Annotated in this window: 20 protein-coding genes; 12 read left to right on the plus strand and 8 right to left on the minus strand. The window is 73.7% G+C overall.

The annotated features are described in order from the left end of the window. The first annotated feature begins 25 nt into the window (after positions 1-25). Complete coding sequence (locus tag DEJ33_RS04340) at positions 26-1225, plus strand: low temperature requirement protein A (RefSeq protein ID WP_111077905.1); 1200 nt, start codon at positions 26-28, stop codon at positions 1223-1225. Further along, on the plus strand, positions 1222-1407 hold the full coding sequence (locus DEJ33_RS16835) for a hypothetical protein (RefSeq protein WP_146242520.1): 186 nt from the start codon (positions 1222-1224) through the stop codon (positions 1405-1407). The genes DEJ33_RS04340 and DEJ33_RS16835 overlap by 4 nt, the downstream gene beginning before the upstream one ends. A gap of 7 nt (positions 1408-1414) precedes the next feature. On the opposite strand, the gene DEJ33_RS04345 is transcribed toward DEJ33_RS16835, so the two are convergent. Together DEJ33_RS04345 and DEJ33_RS04350 are read right to left on the minus strand one after the other, a co-directional pair. Beyond that, on the minus strand, positions 1415-2674 hold the full coding sequence (locus DEJ33_RS04345; RefSeq protein ID WP_111194342.1) for an APC family permease: 1260 nt from the start codon (positions 2672-2674) through the stop codon (positions 1415-1417). 64 nt (positions 2675-2738) lie between these two features. After that, on the minus strand, positions 2739-3200 hold the full coding sequence (locus DEJ33_RS04350) for a BLUF domain-containing protein (RefSeq protein ID WP_111077903.1): 462 nt from the start codon (positions 3198-3200) through the stop codon (positions 2739-2741). Between the two features lie 117 nt (positions 3201-3317). On the opposite strand from DEJ33_RS04350, the gene DEJ33_RS04355 reads away from it, so the two are divergent. From DEJ33_RS04355 to DEJ33_RS04365, 3 genes are all read left to right on the plus strand, one after another. Continuing rightward, on the plus strand, positions 3318-5393 hold the full coding sequence (locus DEJ33_RS04355) for an acyltransferase family protein (RefSeq protein WP_111194343.1): 2076 nt from the start codon (positions 3318-3320) through the stop codon (positions 5391-5393). Between the two features lie 59 nt (positions 5394-5452). Further along, a complete protein-coding gene (locus DEJ33_RS04360; RefSeq protein WP_111044262.1) occupies positions 5453-6412 on the plus strand; it encodes an SDR family NAD(P)-dependent oxidoreductase in 960 nt (319 codons plus the stop codon). A 196-nt stretch (positions 6413-6608) separates the two neighbouring features. Continuing rightward, positions 6609-7268 carry a copper resistance CopC family protein gene (locus tag DEJ33_RS04365; RefSeq protein WP_111077900.1) on the plus strand — a complete coding sequence of 220 codons (660 nt, stop codon included), beginning with the start codon at positions 6609-6611 and terminating at the stop codon, positions 7266-7268. An 18-nt stretch (positions 7269-7286) separates the two neighbouring features. Here the strand turns inward: DEJ33_RS04365 and DEJ33_RS04370 are convergent, their stop codons facing one another. The 3 genes from DEJ33_RS04370 to DEJ33_RS04380 are packed head-to-tail and all read right to left on the minus strand — an operon-like array spanning position 7287 to position 8655. Beyond that, positions 7287-7712 (minus strand): RidA family protein, encoded by a 426-nt coding sequence (locus DEJ33_RS04370; RefSeq protein ID WP_111194344.1) that lies wholly within the window; start codon positions 7710-7712, stop codon positions 7287-7289. Next, positions 7709-8146: an HIT family protein gene (locus DEJ33_RS04375; RefSeq protein ID WP_111194345.1), complete on the minus strand. Its 438-nt coding sequence runs from the start codon at positions 8144-8146 to the stop codon at positions 7709-7711. The genes DEJ33_RS04370 and DEJ33_RS04375 overlap by 4 nt, the downstream gene beginning before the upstream one ends. Next, entirely contained in the window at positions 8143-8655 is a 513-nt protein-coding gene (locus DEJ33_RS04380; RefSeq protein ID WP_220033980.1) for a heme-degrading domain-containing protein, read from the minus strand. Before DEJ33_RS04380 ends, DEJ33_RS04375 begins: the two co-directional genes overlap by 4 nt. A gap of 64 nt (positions 8656-8719) precedes the next feature. On the opposite strand from DEJ33_RS04380, the gene DEJ33_RS04385 reads away from it, so the two are divergent. Both DEJ33_RS04385 and DEJ33_RS04390 read left to right on the plus strand, forming a co-directional pair. Then, the gene (locus DEJ33_RS04385) at positions 8720-10204 is read left to right on the plus strand and encodes a reverse transcriptase family protein (protein ID WP_111194346.1); all 1485 of its coding nucleotides are present in this window, start codon (positions 8720-8722) and stop codon (positions 10202-10204) included. A gap of 49 nt (positions 10205-10253) precedes the next feature. Then, entirely contained in the window at positions 10254-10505 is a 252-nt protein-coding gene (locus tag DEJ33_RS04390) for a DUF4287 domain-containing protein (RefSeq protein ID WP_111194347.1), read from the plus strand. A gap of 19 nt (positions 10506-10524) precedes the next feature. Here the strand turns inward: DEJ33_RS04390 and DEJ33_RS17545 are convergent, their stop codons facing one another. After that, positions 10525-11493: an acetylxylan esterase gene (locus DEJ33_RS17545; RefSeq protein ID WP_258378088.1), complete on the minus strand. Its 969-nt coding sequence runs from the start codon at positions 11491-11493 to the stop codon at positions 10525-10527. A gap of 129 nt (positions 11494-11622) precedes the next feature. Here DEJ33_RS17545 and DEJ33_RS17550 point away from each other — a divergent pair, with 129 nt between their 5' ends. From DEJ33_RS17550 to DEJ33_RS04405, 3 genes are all read left to right on the plus strand, one after another. After that, positions 11623-12180, plus strand: a complete 558-nt coding sequence (locus DEJ33_RS17550) for a hypothetical protein (RefSeq protein WP_111077894.1) — start codon at positions 11623-11625, stop codon at positions 12178-12180. After that, a complete protein-coding gene (locus tag DEJ33_RS04400) occupies positions 12167-12847 on the plus strand; it encodes an RES family NAD+ phosphorylase (protein ID WP_111077893.1) in 681 nt (226 codons plus the stop codon). The genes DEJ33_RS17550 and DEJ33_RS04400 overlap by 14 nt, the downstream gene beginning before the upstream one ends. A 69-nt stretch (positions 12848-12916) precedes the next feature. After that, positions 12917-13897 (plus strand): hypothetical protein, encoded by a 981-nt coding sequence (locus tag DEJ33_RS04405; protein ID WP_111194349.1) that lies wholly within the window; start codon positions 12917-12919, stop codon positions 13895-13897. 29 nt (positions 13898-13926) lie between these two features. Here the strand turns inward: DEJ33_RS04405 and DEJ33_RS04410 are convergent, their stop codons facing one another. Then, positions 13927-14502 carry a GIY-YIG nuclease family protein gene (locus DEJ33_RS04410; RefSeq protein WP_111077891.1) on the minus strand — a complete coding sequence of 192 codons (576 nt, stop codon included), beginning with the start codon at positions 14500-14502 and terminating at the stop codon, positions 13927-13929. A gap of 37 nt (positions 14503-14539) precedes the next feature. Beyond that, positions 14540-15385: a siderophore-interacting protein gene (locus DEJ33_RS04415; protein WP_111077890.1), complete on the minus strand. Its 846-nt coding sequence runs from the start codon at positions 15383-15385 to the stop codon at positions 14540-14542. Positions 15386-15461: 76 nt separating this feature from the next. On the opposite strand from DEJ33_RS04415, the gene DEJ33_RS04420 reads away from it, so the two are divergent. Then, complete coding sequence (locus tag DEJ33_RS04420) at positions 15462-16130, plus strand: heme oxygenase (biliverdin-producing) (RefSeq protein ID WP_111077889.1); 669 nt, start codon at positions 15462-15464, stop codon at positions 16128-16130. A 110-nt stretch (positions 16131-16240) separates the two neighbouring features. Continuing rightward, entirely contained in the window at positions 16241-18898 is a 2658-nt protein-coding gene (locus tag DEJ33_RS04425) for a phosphoenolpyruvate carboxylase (RefSeq protein WP_111077888.1), read from the plus strand. Positions 18899-18917 lie beyond the last annotated feature (19 nt).

The raw sequence follows: 18917 nt of genomic DNA on the forward strand, positions 1-18917 counted from the left end.
CGAGAACGGCCGAGGGAGACACCGGATGAGGACGATCGGACTACGGCGGATGGGGCCGCGCGACCCGGCGCAACGGCACCGGACGGCGACTCCGCTGGAACTGCTGTTCGACCTGGTGTTCGTCGTCGCGGTGGGGCTGGCGGCGACGAACCTGCACGAGATCGAGGCCGAGGGGCGCCTCACCTCGGCGGTGCTGTCGTACGGCCTGGTGTTCTTCTCGATCTGGTGGGCGTGGATGAACTTCACCTGGTTCGCCACCTCGTTCGACACCGACGACTGGCTCTACCGGGTGACGACGGTCGTCCAGATGGCCGGGGTCCTGGTCCTGGCGGCCGGTGTGCACGCGGCCATGGTGGAGGACGACTTCACCATCGGGATCATCGGCTACGTGCTGATGCGGCTGGCGCTCGTCGGGCAGTGGATCCGCGCCGCCGTGTCCTCGACCCGCTACCGCCGCACCGCGGTCCGCTACGCGGTGGGGATCGTCGTCGTCCAGGTGCTCTGGATCGTCTCGCTCGCCCTGCCGGAGGGCCTCTGGCCGTTCGCGGCGCCGTTCCTCGTCCTCGGCGAGGTGCTCGTCCCGGTCTGGGCGGAGCTGGGGGCCGCCGACACCCGGTGGCACACCCGGCACCTGGCCGAGCGGTACTCCTTGTTCACGCTGATCGTCCTCGGTGAGGGGCTCGTCGCGTCGGCCAACGCCGTGATCGACGCCCTGGCGCACACCGACCACCTGGGGTCCCTGCTCACCCTCGCCGCCTGCGGACTGGTGATCACGGTCGGCATGTGGTGGATCTACTTCTCGCGGGAGCAGCACGACCACATCCACTCGCTGCCGACCGCGCTGCTGTTCGGGTACGGCCACTACCTCGTCTTCGCGGCGGCCGGGGCGCTGCCGGCGGGGATCGAGGTGGCCGTCCTCGCCGACGCCGGCCACGTCGAGCTGTCGTCCTCCGCCGTCGCCGCGACCGTCGCCGTGCCGGTGGCCGTGTTCGTGCTCTCGATCTGGGCCCTCGCCATCCGACCCTCGGCGACCCGCCGCGCGAACGTCGTCGTGGTCGTCCTCACCGTGGCGGTCCTCGCCTCGGTCGCGGTGCCCGCGGTCTCCCTGCCGGTCACCGCGCTGCTCGTCGCCGCGGTCGTCGTCACCCTCGAACTGCCGTCCGCGACGCCCCACGAACACGGCTCCGACGCCTCCCAGGCGCGCGGGAGTCGGCTGTCCGCATGAGCGACAGCCACGAGGGAGCACCCATGGTCGACGGCGAACCCGTCACCGCCGAGCGTCTGCAGCACGACCTGTCCTTCGACTCGGACGCGATGCCCGAGGACGACCCGGGCACCGACGAGGACGCCCTCGTCGCCGACGGGGACCCCAGCGAGGAGGACGCCCAGGGATCGCAGGAACCCTGACGCAGCCTCAGCGAGGCCGGCGACGCTGCGCGGTGAGACGCCCGGCCCGGCAGACGAGGCCGAGCGTGGTCACGACGACCCCGCCGACGGTCGAGGGCCACGGCAACGCCGCCACCAGGACGACGCACCCAGCGGCACCGATGACGGCCAGGAGGCGCGGGTACCGCCGGTCCCGCCGCTCCTGTGTCAGGGCGGCCGTGTTCGCGACGAAGTAGTACAGCAGCACCCCGAAGGACGAGAACCCGATCGCCCCCCGCAGGTCGGTCACGGCGACGAGGACGCACACGACCAGACCGAGCACGACCTCGGCACGCGCCGGCACCGCCGTCCGCGGGTGCACGGCGGCGAACCACCCCGGCAGGTCCCGGTTCCGCGCCATCGCGAGGCTCGTCCGCCCGATGCCCGCGATCATCGCCAGGAGCGCCCCGAGGGCAGCAGCGGCGGCACCGACCTGCACGACGACGCCGGCCCACGGCTGCCCGGCCGTGGCGACGACGGACCGGAGGGGCGCGGCGGAGGCGGCCGTGCCTCCCGGCCCGAGGGCGTGCAGCGTGGCGAGCGCGACCAACGCGTAGACGACGAGCGCGATCCCGAGGGCGGTGGTGACCGCCCGGGGGATCGTGCGGGCTGGATCGACCACCTCTTCACCCAGGGTCGCGATGCGGGCGTACCCGGCGAAGGCGAAGAACAGGAAGCCGGCAGCCTGCAGGACCCCCAGCGGCGTCGCGGCGACGCCCGGGTCGTCCGCCGTCGGCCCGGAGTGCGTGAGCCCCAGGACGACCACGACGGTCAGGGCGACGAGGGCGACCACGACGAGGACCCGGGTGAGGAACGCCGTCCGCGTGATGCCCAGCGTGTTGACCACGGTGAGGGACAGGACCACGGCGACCGCGACGGGCCGCTGCCAGGCCTCGGGCACCAGGTACGCGGCGACCGTCATCGCCATCGCCGCCGAACTGGCGGTCTTGCCGATCACGAAGCCCCACCCGGCAGTGAAGCCGACCCAGGGTCCGAGGCGCTCCCGGCCGGAGACGTACGCGCCGCCCGAGGTCGGGTACTGCGCCGCGAGCTGCGCCGACGAAGTGGCGTTGCAGAACGCGATGACGCCCGCGACCAGCAGCGCGACGAGCACACCGCTGCCGGCTACGGACGCCGCGGGGGCGAACGCCGCGAACACGCCCGCGCCGATCATGGAGCCGAGCCCGATCACGACGGCGTCCCGCAGCCGGAGACGCCGCGCGAGGGAGCCGGTCGGGGGAGCGGTCATCCGACCATCCTGACCACGTCAGGTGAACAGTGCGTGCTCCGTGTACGGCGCAGCGGCCAGGCGGTCAGGCGGCGTGACGGCCGACCGACACCGACTCGAGCGGGGTGTCGCGCAGCTCCCGCCCACGGAACCAACGCAGCAGCCACTCCGCCGGCGAACCCGACAGCCCGGCCGGCAGACCACCGCGGCGCTGCAGGAAGTCACTGAACCCCGGCTCGTCCCGGAGCTCCGCCTCGGACGGGTTGCCGAACGCCATCGACCAGCCGTCGAAGCGGCGGGCGTCGATGTCCTCGCGGCTCAGGGAACGCACGTCCCGGTGCCGCGGGTCACGCTGGATCGCGCCGAACCGGTCCTCGACGCTCCAAGCCGGCCCCTCCAGGACCTGCATGAAGCGGCCGTCCTTCGCCACGAGCAGCCCCGAGACACCGAGGGCGTCGTTCTTCAGACGCGCGTCACGCAGCAGCGCGACGAGCTGGGCGTCGGTGAGGTCGTCGGCGGCGACGGACATGTAGACGAGGGAGAGCATCGATCCACGATCCCTCGCGTCCGCCGCACCGGTCAACCGCGGCCACTCGACGAGTCCGGATCCCGCACTCGCCCCACGTCCCCTGCCGTTCACCCGGCGTCCCTACCGTCACCCCCGATGCCGACGCAGCAGGCCCCCTTCCGCACCGACGTCCACGCCCTCCGCGCCGTGGCCGTCGTCCTCGTGCTCGTCTACCACCTCGACCTCGGCTGGCTCCGCGGCGGGTTCGTCGGCGTCGACGCCTTCTTCGTCGTCTCCGGGTTCCTCATCACCGGACAGCTCCTCCGCCAGCTCCGCGACACCGGACACATCGACCTCCCCGCGTTCTGGGCGCGACGGGCACGCCGACTCGCACCCGCCGCACTCCTCGTCCTCGCCGCCACCGCGACCGCCGCCGTAGTGCTCACCCCACGCCAGGACTGGCCCGCCCTCGGCGCCCAGCTCGCCGCCAGCGCGCTCGCCGTCGAGAACTGGGCGCTCGCCGCGTCCAGCACCGACTACCTCGCCGCCGGGGACCCGTCCACACCGTTCGAGCACTTCTGGTCCCTGGGCGTCGAGGAGCAGTTCACCCTCCTGTGGCCGCTGCTGCTGCTGGCGGTGTGGCGGGTGGTGCGACGACCAGGGTCGGGCGAGCGCGCCGTCCTCGTCGCCGTCGTGGTCGTCGTCGCCGTGTCCCTCACCTGCTCGTCCGTCCTCACCACCACGGACCCGGCACCGGCGTACTTCTGGCCGCACACCCGGGCGTGGGAGTTCGGCGTCGGCGCGGTCCTCGCCCTTGCTCCCGGCGCCGCCCCCGGTGCCGTGCGTGGCCCGCGTGTGCGGACGGCCCTCGCCGTGACCGGGTGGCTCGGGCTCGTCGGCTGCGGCCTCCTCCTCACCCCCGCCGTCGCGTACCCCGGGACGGCGGCCGTCCTGCCCGTCGCCGCCACCGCGCTCGTCATCGCCGGCCGGACCGAGACCGGCCTGCTCGGCCGGGCCACGCGCCTGGCACCCGTCCGCTGGCTCGGCCGGGTCTCGTACGCCCTGTACCTCTGGCACTGGCCGGTCGCCCTCCTGCTCCCACGCGCCCTCGACCTGCCCACGCCTGCGCGTGTCGCCGTCACGGTCGTCCTCGCCGCGGGTCTGGCACACCTCACCACCGTGCTCGTCGAACGACCCGTCACGACCGGGAGGCTCGCCCACCACCGACCGCGCGTCACCCTGGCCGTCGTGGCCGGGGCCACCGCCCTCGTGCTCGTCGTCCCGGCCGTCGGCTGGGGCGCCCTCACCGGACAGCTCCGGGAGGACCGTGCCCTCGCCACCGAACTCCGCACCGACGGCGACCGGTGCTGGGGCGCCGCCGCCATCGCGCCGGGGAGCCCGTGCACGGTCGCCGGGGAGCCCGGACGCGGGACCACCCCGTCGACCGTGACCGCCGCCTACGACGTCGACCCCACGTGGGACGACTGTCAGGCCGAGGCGACCGACGCCCGCAGCTGCGTCGTCGGCGTCCGCGGTGGCACCCGGGTCGCGCTCATCGGCGACTCCCACGCACACCAGTGGTCCTCCGCCCTCATCGCCCTCGCCGAGCAGCGCGGATGGGAGCTGCACCTCATGGTGAAGGGCGGGTGCGCGTTCTCCCACGTCCGCTGGAGTGACGTCTCCGCCGCGGACGAACGGCGCTGCGGCGTGTGGAACCGTGCCGTCGACCGGTCCCTCGCGGCCGCAGCGCCGTACACGCTCGTGTTCACGTCCGCCCGGGCCGATCTCCGGGGTGCACCCGAGGGGACGGACCCGGCGAGGAGTGCGCGGGACGGGTACCGAGCCTCCTGGCAGCCCCTCATCGACCGCGGAGCGAGGATCGTCGCCATCACGGACACCCCGGCCGTCGGCAGCGGCGTGCAGCACTGCGTCGACGAACACCGCGCCGACCCGGGGTCCTGCCGGATCAGCACCGGGCGGGCGTTCGCTGCGGCAGACCGGCTCGTCGCCGCAGCACGGGCGACACCCGGGGCGGTCGTGACGGACATGACCTCGTCGTTCTGCGTGCAGGGGGCCTGCCCCGCGGTGATCGGCAACGTCCTCGTCTACCGCGACTCGCAGCACCTCACCCGCACGTACGTCACCACGCTCGTCGGAGCGCTCGGGCAGCGGACGGACGCGGCCCTCAGCGCCGCAGGTCCCGCAGGTCCCGCAGGTCCCGCAGAGCGGTAGCACTGCGGTCGGGGGACAGCGTTGTGCTCGCCACCAGTGCGGGCGGGTAGTCAGGACGCATGGGTCATCGTTTCCGCGGCAAGGTCGTCGTCATCACCGGAGCATCGAGCGGCATCGGCCGGGCTGCTGCGCACGAGTTCGCCAAGCAGGGCGCCACGCTCGTCCTCGCCGCACGCGGGAAGGAGAGCCTGGAGGCCGCGGCCGCCGAGTGCCGCGCGCTCGGTGTCGAGGCCGTCGCGATCCCCACCGACGTCGCCGAGGAGCGGCAGGTCAACGACCTCGTCGCCACCGTCACCGCCCGCTTCGGTCGCATCGACGTGTTCGTCGGCAACGCGGCGCTCTTCGTGTACGGCCTGTTCGAGCAGACCCCGACCGAGGCGTTCAAGCGCGTCGTCGACACCAACCTGCACGGGCACGTCCACGCGGTCAAGGCCCTGCTGCCGCACTGGAAGCAGCGCGGCGAAGGCACCTACGTCCTCGTCGGCTCGATCCAGTCGCTGCTCTCCGCGCCGTACCAGTCGGCCTACGTGACGAGCAAGCACGCCGCCCTCGGGCTGATGGACGTCCTGGCCGACGAGCACCAGGGCACCGGCATCCGCTTCGGCGCGGTACTACCGTCGACGATCGACACCCCGATCTACCAGAACGGCGCGAACTACACCGACAAGGCCTCGCACCCGCTGCCGCCCACCGTCTCCGTGCAGCGGGCCGCCAAGGCCGTCGTCGCGCAGGCCGTGCACCCGAAGCGCAACCGCTACGTCGGCCGCCTCCAGGCGTCGTTCGTCGCCGCCGAGTTCATCGTGCCGTGGCTGTTCCACCGCATCACGACACCCGCGGTCGAGGTCTTCGCGCTCCGCGGGCACCAGGCACCGACGGACGGCAACCTCTACGCCCCGAACGACGCCGGCAACGCCACCGACGGCGGCTGGGTCGCGAAGCGCCGCCGTGTCACGCGCCCGCTCGTGTGGCTCGGCCTGGCCGGGCTCGTCACGCTCGTGGTCCGGCGCGGTCGCCGCTGACGTCGCTGCCCGTCCCGATCCCGGTCCTGTGCCGAGGTCGGGCGGCAGGGGCAGGTGACCGCGGTCGGGTCATCCGAGGCGGCCGCGGACGCCTCGTCGGCCGAGGCCGGACGGATGAGCAGTGTCAGCTGGTTCCCCACCCGTCGGACCCTACCGGCGCGCGACCACTGACATCCGCGCCCCGTAGGGTCGAAGGGTGCCATCGACCGCGAGCAGCAGCCGCACCCGGACCACGCCCACCCTGCGCACCGTGCTCGGGTCGGTGATCGCCCTCGCGACGGTCCTCACCGGGCTCGCGACCGCCGCACCGGCGTCCGCCCACTCGGGCCTCACCGGCAGCACGCCCGCCGAGGGTGGCGTCGTGGCGAGCGACCTGCGCCAGGTGGACCTGACGTTCACCGAGGCGCCGCTCGCGGGACTCGACGCGGGCCTCCGGATCGAGGTCCGCGACCAGGCCGGGCAGGACGAGTCGACCGGCGACGTCACCGTCGCCGGGACGACCATGTCGAAGCAGGTGCAGCTGTCGGCGGGGCCGCACACGATGCTCTGGCGGTACGTCTCGCCGGATGGCCACCCGATCGACGGGCAGGTCGCGTTCACGGTGCAGGCGGCGCAGACCGCGGTCGCCGGACCGACGGTCACGCCCACCGCCACACCGAGCCGGGAGGCCCGTGGGTCGTCCGGCACGTCGGTCACGACGACGCCGACCCCCGTCGCGGACACCGCGGTGGGGGCCGACGGCGACGGGTCGTCGAGCGCGCTGCCCTGGGTGGTCGGCGGTGTGGCGATCGTCGTGGTCCTCGGCGTCGTCGCCCTCCTGGCGAGCCGCCGTCGCTCGGTCCCCGCCGACGACTGAGCCTGGCCATCGGTTGCCTCAGGGCGCGTCGACGACCGCGGCCACCGCCTCGACCTCGACCAGCTGGTCGTCGTACCCGAGGACGGTGACGCCGAGTAGCGTGCTGGGCACATCGTGCTCGCCGAACGCGTCGCGGACGACCTGCCAGGCGGCGACCAGGTCAGCCTGGCGGGACGATGCCACGAGCACACGTGTGCTGATGACGTCGGTCATCCGTGCCCCGGCGTCGGCCAGTGCCTGCCGCAGGTTCGCGATGCACTGCTCGGCCTGGGCCGCGTGGTCACCGGGCGCCACGGTGGCGCCGTCCGCGTCGAGTGGGCACGACCCGGCGAGGAACACGAGTCGAGCGTGTGCCGGAGCGGTCGCGGCGCACGCGTACTCCGTCGGGCTCAGCGCGGCGGACCGGAGGAGCCGGACCGCCGACGGCCGCTCGGCGTCCGTCACTCGAACATCTCCGCGAGCATCGCCGACGCGTCCCCGTCCACCACGTGGGCGGACCGTGCCTCCGGCCAGCGCAGCACCCCGTCGTCGGGCCACGACGGCACGACGTGGAAGTGCAGGTGCGGCACGCTCTGCCCGGCGTCAGCACCGGTCGCGCTGAGCACGACGACCCCGGTCGCGCCGAGCGCGGCACGCATCGCTCGGCCGACCTGCTGGGTGAGCAACGTCGTCGCCCGGAGTGCGTCCGGCGACACGTCCAGCAGGCCCGCGGCGTGCTCCCGCGGGACGACCAGCGTGTGTCCGGGAGCGAGTTCCGACTCCGGTAGCGGCCGGAACGCCACGGCGTCCGGCTCGCGCTCGACCCAGACCGTGCCCTGGTCGTCGTGCTCGATGAGGTGGCAGAAGACGCAGTCGTCCGGGAGGCCCGTCCCGGTCACAGGCGCTCGTCCCGTCGTGCGCGGTGCGCGCGCAGGGCCTCGACCACGAGGGCGTGGTCGTCGTGCATCTCCAGCCCGCTCACGCCGACGGCCCCGACGAGGTTGCCGCGGACGAACAGCGGGAACCCGCCGCCGGCTGCCTGGTACTGCCGGGGGTCGAGTGCCGCGGCCTCGTCGAAGGACGACCCGCCGAGCTCGTACTGCGTCCGCACCGCCAGGGTGGCGTGCGCGAAGTGCCGGACCACGCGGAACTTCCGGTCGAGCCAGGCGTCGTTGACCGCGGCGGACCCGGGCGTCGCGGCGTGGAACACCCGCTGCTCGCCGAAGGACACCGCGAAGCCGATGCCGAGCCCCCGCTCGAGCGCCGTCGCCCGCAGCCACGACCCCACCGCCCAGGCATCGTCGAGGTCGAACGCGTCGTGATCGAGTTCACGCTCCTCGTCGAGCAGCACGGCGAGCTTCTCGTCGGTCGGCAGGTCGCGGTAGCGGGCTCCGGTGGTGTCGGGCATGGTGCTCCTCACAGGGACGGCGGTGTCGCTCGTCACGGTAGCGGCTTCCTCCTATGGTGGGCACGTGGAGTTCCCGGGGGAGGCGGACGGCGCGCGTGACGCGTCGACCTCTCCGGGGTCACCCCGGGGCACGCAGTACCAGCAGGACCACACGCCCCGAGAGGCTCGGCGCGCTCCGCGCGCGCGTCCTCACGGAGGCACCGACAGGTCCCCCGGGAACCCCACGCCCCTCGACGTCGTCGCCACCGCACTGGCCGACGCGTTCCTCGCCGCGGACGCCTGGGACGCCGACCACCTGACCGCCGCCGGGTACGACGTCGTCGGCCTGGAGCGTGCCTACGTGGGACTCGCGGTCCGGGCGGCACTCGAGGCGTCCCCACGGCCTCCCGTCGATGCGCCCCGCCAGCTGGCCGCGGTCCTGGCCGGATCGCCGCCGCTGGTGCGCCTGCACGACTCGCGGCGCGACCGCCGACCGGTGCGGGTGCTGCTCCGACGTGCCGTCCCGGTGCAGGCGGTCCCGACCGTGTCGAGCCGCCTGCTGGTCGACACGCTGCCCGAGCTCGCGCGCGAACTCGACGTGACCGTCGGTCGGCTGCTCTGGCTCGCCGACACCCGCGGCTGGAACCGTCGGCCGGGCCCCTCCAGCCCGCTGCACCACCACCGTCACGAGTGGGTCCGTCGCCCCGGACGGACGCCGCGGCTGCTGGAGAAGCCGATGGACCTGCTCCGCCGGACGCAGCGCACCGTGCTCGACGAGTTGCTCGCGGTCCTGCCGGTGCACGACGCGGCACACGGGTTCGTGTCCGGGCGCAGCGTCGTCACGGGCGCCGCCGTGCACGTCGGGCAGCAGATCGTGGTGTCCGCGGACCTCACCACGTTCTTCGCGAGTGTGCGGGCGCGGTCGGTGTACGGCGTGTTCCGGAGCGCCGGGTTCGCCGAACCGCTCGCGCACGTCCTCACCGGCCTCTGCACGCACCGGGTGCCGCCGCACGTCCTCACCGCGATGCCGCCCGGGGGCGACCCGGAGGAGCGGACAGCGCTCCGTCGGGTGCTCGCCGAGGCACACCTGCCACAGGGCGCCCCGACCTCGCCGGCGCTGGCGAACACCGTGCTGCGACACCTCGATGCCCGGCTTGCCGGATGGGCTGCATCGGTCGGTGCCGCGTACACCCGGTACGCCGACGACCTGACGTTCAGCGGCGGGGCCGAACTGGCGCGGCGACCGGAGGCGTTCCTCCGCGGGGTGGAGCGGATCGTCACCGACCAGGGGTACCGGCTCAACGCCCGGAAGACACGGGTCCGGCGGGCCGGTGTCCGCCAGTCGGTGACCGGCGTCGTCGTCAACGAGCGGACCGCGCCCGGTCGCCGCGAGGTCGACCGGCTGCACGCGATCCTGCACAACTGCGTGGTGCAGGGCCCGGCGTCGCAGGACCGTGGCGGGCACGCGGACTTCCGGGCGCACCTGCTCGGCCGGATCGGCTGGGTCGCGCAGGTGCACCCGGGTCGCGCGGTGCGGTTGCACGAGGAGTTCGCCCGCATCGAGTGGTGAACGGGACCGGGACCTTCCACCGGGCGCGTCGGCTCGCTACCGTGACGCCATGAGCGAGCACCGCGTCAGCGAACCGGCACCTCCGGCCGACGGCAGCAAGCCGAAGGGCCCGGCGTCGTACTTCCCGAGCATCGCGACCACCTACGGTCGACCCGTGCAGGAGTGGCTCGACCTGGCGGCCGACCGCCTGGACGGCCACCGCCACATGGAGGTCGTCGACTGGCTGAAGACCGAGCACGGCATGGGGCACGGCCACGCGAACGCGGTCGTCGCCTACGTCGAGCAGGCCCTCGCCCGCTGACGCCGCGCCCCACCGCTCCTCAGCCGAACAGCGCGCGCAACCGGGGGAGCGTGTCGGCGTCCTCGTGCGGACCGCCGCCCTCGTGGCCGTTGTACTCCCAGACGGTGATCTCCTTCGGCCCCGCCCACGCGTTGTAGGCGGCGTACACGGTCGACGGCGGGCAGATCGGGTCCATCAGAGCGACCGAGAACCACGCCGGTGCGCTCGCGCGGGCCGCGTGCAGCACCCCGTCGAAGTAGGCGAGCGTCCCGAAGACCCGGTCGGTCGCGGTGCGGTGCGTCGCCAGGTAGTCGACGAGCTCGTGGTACGGGTACGCGTCGGTGATCTGCGTCGCGTGGCGGTGGTCACAGAGGAACGGCACCCGAGGGAACACCCCGGCGAGACCCTCGACCAGGCCGGCGACGGCGATCGCGAGGCCGCCGCCCTGGCTGCCCCCGAGGACCGCGATCCGGTCGCCGTCGATCAGATCGAGGTCACGTGCGGCGTCGACGGCGCGGACGGCGTCGGTGGTGAGGCGCCGGAAGTAGTAGGTGTCGGGCGACTCGATGCCGCGCGTCATCACGCCGGGGATCGCAGGGCCGGTGCCGTCCGGGTCGGGCGTGTCGCCGGTGGCCCAGCCCGAGCCCTGCCCGCGCGTGTCCATCAGCAGGTGTGCGACGCCGGCGGAGGCCCAGAGCAGTCGCTCGGTCGGGAGACCGCGGCCGCCGCCGTACCCGATGTACTCGACGACGGCGGGGAGCGGTGCGGCGGCACTGCTGCCGGCGGGGACGGTGAGCCACGCGGCGATGCGCTGCCCGTCCCACCCGGCGAACGAGACGTCGTAGGTGTCGACGGTGGCCAGACCCGTGTCGACGCGGTCCGCCTGGACGGCGATCGGATGCTCGCGTGCTGCGCTGAGGGTGCGTCGCCAGAAGTCGTCGAAGTCGTCCGGTTCGGCGACGCTGCCGCGGTACGAGGTGAGGTCGGGTCCGGTGATGTCGGTGTACACGTTCCGACCCTGGCACGAGGGCGTCCCGGACGGAAGACGGCCGCGGGGGACGTCACCGCGACGAGCGGTTGACGTGGTTGTCGTTTCCCGAGTACCGTCGGGTTGACACGGTTGTCGAGAGGAGTCCTGATGGAATCGACACTGCACCGCACACGGACCGCCGCCGCTGCGGAGGACCTCAGCCCGGCCGAGTCCGCGCTCCTGCGGGCGCTGACCGACCGGATCCGGCTCGGTGAGGCGGACGCCGCCCTCACCGACACGGCGGACGTCGACGCCCTGGCGGAGCGGATGTTGGCCGCCCTGCCGACCGTCAAGCACGAGGCCGATGCGCTGATCGGTCCGTTCTACGACACCGCCTCGTTGGCGAACTGGCGTGGCGTCACCCGGCAGGCGATCCACAAGGCCACCCAGAAGCGCGACCTGATCGGGCTGAAGATCGGCGACGGCACCCGGGTGTTCCCCGCGTTCCAGTTCGGCCGCTCGGGCCAGCCACTGCCGCACCTGCGGCAGGTCCTCGACCTGATCGACCGGGACGGCATCGACCCCTGGGGCAGTGCGCTCTGGCTCAACACCGTCGCGGACGAGTTCGGCGGGACGACGGCCGCCGAGGCGCTCCGTGACGGGCGGATCGAACCGGTCCTGAACGCCGCCCGCCGAGCCGCGCACGCCTGGCATGCCGACGCCTGAGCGGGAACCGGCGCGGACCGACGTCGCCCAGCAGGGACCGGCGGACGACCTCGACCTCACGGACTTCCCGGCCACCGAGTCCCGCGGCACCACCTTCTACCGGGCCAAGCGGCACGACCGCGGCGCCTGGTGGTTCGCATCGACGCCGGCCGACGCCGACGGGGTGGACGGCGGTCGGTTCGACCTCGCCGAGCCGCGCGGCACCTGCTACTGGGCGGACTCGGTCGAGGTGGCCGTGCGGGAACGGCTCGCGCACCACACGCTGCACACGAACACCGTGTTCGCCGCCCGGGCGCGCGAAATGGTCGTCGTCGCGGCGCGGGCCTCCCGCGGCCGACGCTTCGCCGACGTGACCGACGCGGCGGCGGTCCGCTTCGGCGTCGGTGCCGAGCTGCAGACGATGGGCGACTACCGCGTGCCGCAGGCCTGGGCGCGAGCGTTCGACGCAGCGGGGTTCGCGGGGGTCCGCTCCAGCACCCGGTTCACCAGCGCCGCCGCGGCGAACGCGTGGGCGGTCTTCGGCGACGCGGGCGTCCCCCGGAAGCCACGACCCGAGCGGGTGCACCGTGACGGCATCGCGGCCTGTCGGGAGTCCGGCATCCGGGTGCTCGAGGACGGCTCGCAGGCCGGGCCCGAGCGGTTCACGATCGTCACGCCGCCGCGCTGAGGGACCCGGCCCCGACGCCCTGGCTGGATCGGTCCCGCTGCTGTCGGTGGCTCGTCCTACCGTGCGGTCGTGGCCGAACCAGTGGATGCGTGGTGGCGCCGGCGGCAGTGGTCGCGCGGTGTCCCGGTGCCGTACGCCGTGGGCGAGTTCCGTGCGGAGTGGGCGTCATGGCCCGTCCTGGTGCGGCAGTACCACCCCGACTGGAACGCCGGCGTCGTCCTCACCCAGATCCCGCCGGCCGCCGACGTCCTGCTGACGTGGGAGTGCGACGTCGGACACGTCTTCGTCGCCACCCCCGGCGAGCAGCGGTCTCGACCCGGCCGTGAGCGGCGCCGGTCGGTGTGGTGCCCGGAGTGCGCCGTGCTCGCCCAGCCGCAGCGCTGGCCGGTGCTGCCCGAGGACTGGCCGAGCGCCGTCCCGGTGCCGCAGCGAGCCGTCCGTTCCACCGGGCGCCAGACCCTCCCGGCCGCGCCCGCACGGGGCCTGCCCGGCGGAGCGGTCGCGTCGTCCCGGCGCACCACGTCCCGCCCGCGCACCGGCGGCACCGGCGTCCGCGGCCGTGGCACCCGGACGACCGCGCCCCGGACGATCTGTCCGAAGACCCCGCGGCTGCCGTCGGGGGAGTCGTTCGTCAGCCAGTGCGCGCCGGCGCCGGCGTCCGCGGTCGAGGCCGAGCTCCGGGCCGGGCTGCGCGAGCGCCTCGACCTCACGTTCGAGCACACCGCGATCCGCCTCGACCGGCCGTTCCACGACCACGTCGAGGTCTGGCCGGACATCATCCTGCCGGAGCTCCGCGTCGCGATCGAGTACGACTCCACCGGTCGACACGGGCTCGAACACGTCGGCTCCCGCGAGGAGTCGGACCGCCGGAAGGACCGCGCCACCCGGGCCGTCGGGTGGGAGGTCGTCCGGATCCGCACCGGACGCCTGCCCGTCCTGGGGCCGTGGGACCTGCAGGAGTCCGGGGTGTCCGGACGGACGATCGACCGGCTCGTGGACGTCCTGCGCGAGATCCGCGGCCCGCTGTTCGTCGACGCCTACGCCCGCTGACGGCCGCGGCCGACACCGGCCGCCGGCGCTCAGGACCGGAGCGCCAGCGCCTCGCTCACCCACCGCGTGTGCAGCGCCCACGGGTCGGGCACGCCGGCGGCGACGACGTCGACGTGCGCCAGGAGCTCCGGCGTCACCCGGAACCACTCCGTGCCCGGGTAGCGGGAGGCGGCGAACTCCGCGTGCCGCTGCCGTTCGAGGGTGCGATCGCCGCGTTCGAACCCGAGCAGGTCCTGGTGGGCGATCCGGCCGAGCCGTTGCCGCGGGTTCGCCGTCGTCCCGATCTTGATCCGGTCGCCGGTGTCGTCGCGCATCCGCAGGTAGTAGACGACGTCGACCCGCGGGGCGCCGAGCTCGCCGTCCGGCACGTCGCCGAAGCGCCACTCGCAGACGGCGCACACCGAGCCGGAGGGGAACCTGATCCCGATCCGTCCGCCGCAGACCAGGCACGGGCCCGGGAGGACGTCGTCCACCCCGACGTGCTCGGCCGCGAACTCGGCGACCAGCGTGACGTGTCCGGTGCAGAGCGGCACCGGTGCGTCGGGGGAGCTGTCCGCCCCGCAGCCGGGGACGCAGCAGCGTGCGACGCTCTCCGACCGGACCATGGGCGGAACGCTACCGACGGCCACCGACGACCCCGGCTCAGTCCGCGAAGACCACGCCGATCGGTTCGCGCTTCTCTTCCTGGAACCGGTCCTCGGCGCGGCCGAGCGCCCAGTACGCGGACAGCGACAGGTCGGCCTTCTCGAGACCCCAGTCGTCCTGCAGCACCCGCCGGATCGCCTTGATCGCGGCCCGCTCGCCGTGCGCGAAGACGCTCACCGGCCGGGAGGCACGGGGCAGCTCGCGGGTCGCCGCCAGCAGCAGCGTGCCCGGCTCCGCATCCGCCGCGTCGCGGTGCAGCCAGCGCAGCTCGACGCCGGCCGGGTGCACGAGCGGCTGCTCGTCTGCGGGGCCGGCCACCTCGACCAGGGCGACGCCCGTCGCGGTGGGGCCCATGGCCTCCAGGGCGGCACCGATCGCGGGCAGGGCGCTGTCGTCACCGAGCAGCACGTGGGTGACCTCCGGGTCCTCGGAGGGGGCCCAGCCACCGCCGGGGCCCGACAGGGCGATGCGGTCGCCCGGCTGGGCCGCGGCGGCCCAGGGTCCGGCGAGCCCGTCGGTGCCGTGCACGACGAAGTCGACCGCGATGGTCCGGGCGACGGTGTCGACGGCTCGCACGGTGTAGGTACGGCGGGCCGGCAGGTCGGACTTCGCCGTCGTCGCGCGGAGCACCTCGAGGTCGAACGGCGGTTCCAGGCCGGAGCCGGGCTGCGGGAGCATGAGCTTGACGTACTTGTCGGTGGTCGCCAGGCGCTCCGGGTCGGCGTGCTCGAGGAAGGCGTCGTACCCGGGGCCCCCGAGGTGGACGCGGACCATGTGCGGGCTGAGGCGCTCGGCGCGGTCGACGACCAGGACGTGCTGCGGGCGGTTCGGCTTGGGGCTCATCGTCGGACGAGCCTCCTTTCCTGCATCTTCCCGTCGGAGGGTGACGACGGACACCTCGTGAGGTTAGCCTCACCTCATGAGCACGAACGTCGTCCCGTTCTCCGAGGCCCTGCGGGTCCGGACGCGGCGCTCGCACGGGGTCTCGGCCGGCCACGGCTTCATGCACGACCTGGTCGAGGGGCGGTGTGACGTCGCCGACTACGCGACGCTCCTGGGGCAGTACGCCTTCGTGTACGACGCGCTCGAGTGCGCCGCCGACCGGATGGCGGACCACCCGGTCGCCGCCCCGTTCGTGACCAGCCGGCTCACCCGCATGCCGGGCATCCGCGCCGACCTGGAGTACCTGGTCGGGCCGGACTGGGACGAGCTGCTCACCCCCCTGCCGGCGACGACGGCGTACGTCCGACGGCTCAACGAGGTCGCCGCGACCTGGCCCGGCGGGTTCGTCGCCCACCACTACACGCGCTACCTCGGGGACCTGACCGGCGGCCACGCCCTCGGACGCCTGCTCGCCGACCAGTTCGGCTTCGAGACCAACGGCGTGTTGCTCTGGATCTTCGACCAGGTCGCCGACCCGGCCGCGTTCACCGACACGTACCGGGCGGAGCTCGACGCGGCCCCGTGGAGCGACGACGAGCGGGAGCGGGTGATCGCCGAGGTCGAGCTGGCCTACCGTCTCGACGCCGGGCTCCTCGCGGCCGTGGACCGGATGCGCCTCCCGTCCGCCCTGGCCGACCCGGCCTGAGCGACGGGCGCGTCCGACCGGGCCGTCCGGACGGTCGTCGTCACGTGGCGTCGGCGCCCGGTACGCTGCTGCCACGCCGGGACAGCCCGGACCGACCCGGGAAGGACGAGATGACGGCGATCGACGGTTCGACGCGCTTCGGACGCGCGCGTGACGACGTCAGCGGAGCGGTCGACAGTGACCTGCGCGCTGACGTGCGGTACCTCGGCAACCTGCTCGGACGGGTGCTCCGCGAGACCGGTGGCGACGACCTGCTGCGGGACGTCGAGGCGCTCCGCCAGGCGGTCATCGACGCGTACGAGGGCACCGACGAAGACGGCGCCACCCGCGCCGAAGCGGTCGTCTCCACGTTCTCCGCCGAGCGCGCGGAAGAGGTCGCCCGGGCCTTCACCTCGTACTTCCACCTGGTCAACCTCGCCGAGGAGCACCACCGGGTCCGGGTGCTCCGTGCCCGCGGCGACGACGGCGGTCAACCGGGTGACTCGTTCCCCGCGACCTTCGTCGAGCTCGTCGAGCAGGTCGGCGCCGACGAAGCCGCTGCCCGTCTCGAAGGCCTGCGCTTCCACCCGGTCCTCACCGCGCACCCGACCGAGGCCCGCCGTCGTGCGGTGACCACGGGTGTCCGGCGCATCACCGACCTCATCGACGAGCGCGACCGCACGAAGAACGCGACCGCCCGTGCCGAGAACGAGCGTCGTCTCCTCGAGGAGATCGCCACGCTGCTCCGCACCTCCCCGCTCCGCACCACCCGGCCGACCCCGCTCGACGAGGTCCGCACCGCGATGAGCGTGTTCGACCAGACCCTGTTCGAGATCGTGCCGCAGGTGTACCGGCTGCTCGACGACCGCCTGCAGGGTGACGACGCCGGCCGCGCCCCGGTGCAGGCCCCGGCGTTCGTGCGCTTCGGCACGTGGATCGGTGGGGACCGCGACGGCAACCCGCACGTCACCGCCGACGTCACCCGCCAGGCCGCCGAGATCGCCGCGGAGCACATCCTGCTCGGGCTGGCCCGGGCCGCCACCCGCATCGGCAGCGCCCTGACGCTCGACGCCGACCACACCCCGGGAGACGCCGGGCTCACCGCGCTGGTCGCGGCGCAGGAGGCGCTCGACCCGGACGTCGCCGAGCGCATCGGCATCCGCGCCCCCACCGAGACCCACCGTCGGGCGCTGCTGTTCATCGCCGCCCGCATCGACGCCACCCGCCGCGACGACCGACCGCTGGCGTACGGCGGCCCGGACGAGTTGCTCGCCGACCTGCACGTCGTGCAGGCCTCGCTGACCGCCGCCGGGGCCCTGCGTGCCGCGAACGGTGAGTTGCAGAACCTGGTCTGGCAGGTCGAGACCTTCGGGTTCCACCTGGCCGAGCTCGAGATCCGTCAGCACTCCCAGGTGCACCGCACGGCCCTCGCCGAGATCCGCGCCGGGGGAGACCTGAGTGCGATGACCGAAGAGGTCCTCGCCGTCTTCCGCACCATCGCCGACCTGCAGCACCGCTACGGCGTCCGCTCGGCCAGCCGGTACATCGTCTCGTTCACCCAGTCCGCCGAGGACCTGGCGAACGTCCACGAACTGGCCGTCGCGGCACTCGGGTCGGTCGAGGCCGCTCCGGTGCTCGACGTCATCCCGCTGTTCGAGACCTTCGCCGACCTGCACGCCAGCGTCGACATCCTGGACGAGGCCGTCCGCACCGAGCCGTTCCAGCGTCGTCTGGCCGCGACCGGGCACCGGCTCGAGGTCATGCTCGGCTACTCGGACTCCTCGAAGGACGTCGGGCCGGTGTCGGCCAACCTGGCGCTGTACGACGCCCAGGCGCGGATCGCGTCCTGGGCGACGGAGCACGACGTCGAGCTGACGCTGTTCCACGGCCGCGGGGGGTCGCTCGGTCGTGGCGGCGGCCCGGCGAACGAGGCTGTGCTCGCGCAGCCGCCCGGGTCGATCGACGGCCGCCTGAAGCTCACCGAGCAGGGTGAGGTGATCTTCGCGCAGTACGGCGACCAGGACATCGCCGCCCGGCACCTCGAGCAGATGGCCTCGGCCACGCTGTTCGCGTCCTCGCCGTCGAACGAGTCCCGTACCGCTGCCGCCGCCGAGCGCTTCGCCGACCTGGCGCAGCAGCTCGACGACGTCTCCCGCGCCGCCTTCTACGACCTCGTGAAGGCCGACGGCTTCGCACCGTGGTTCGCCCGTGTCACGCCGATGGAGGAACTCGGGCTCCTGCCGCTCGGGTCCCGCCCGGCCCGTCGTGGTCTCAGCGTCGAGTCGCTCGAGGACCTCCGGGCGATCCCGTGGGTGTTCTCGTGGACGCAGGCCCGCATCAACCTCGCAGGCTGGTACGGCCTGGGCTCCGCGCTGGAGGCGGTCGGCGACCTCGACCTGCTCCGCACGGCAGCCGCCGAGTGGCCGCTGTTCACCGCGCTGGTCAAGAACGTCGAGATGTCGCTCGCGAAGACCGACGTGCAGATCGCGCGGCGGTACCTCGCGCTCGCGGATCGCGGTGACTTCGGCCAGAAGGTCCTGGACGAGATGGACCGGACCCGCTCGTGGGTGCTGCGGATCAGCGGCGCCGAGGACGTGCTCGAGGACCGACCGGTGCTCGCGCGGGCCGTCCGGCTGCGCTCCCCGTACGTCGACGCCCTGTCGCACCTGCAGCTGCGGGCACTCCGGGCGATCCGTTCCTCCGGCAGTTCCGACACCACGGACAGCGACCACCGACTGCTCCTGCTGACGGTGAACGGAATCGCCGCCGGCCTGCAGAACACGGGGTGATCCCCCGGACCGGGGGCAC

The organism is Curtobacterium sp. MCPF17_047 (assembly GCF_003234045.1).
In the GTDB taxonomy this organism is placed as follows: domain Bacteria; phylum Actinomycetota; class Actinomycetes; order Actinomycetales; family Microbacteriaceae; genus Curtobacterium.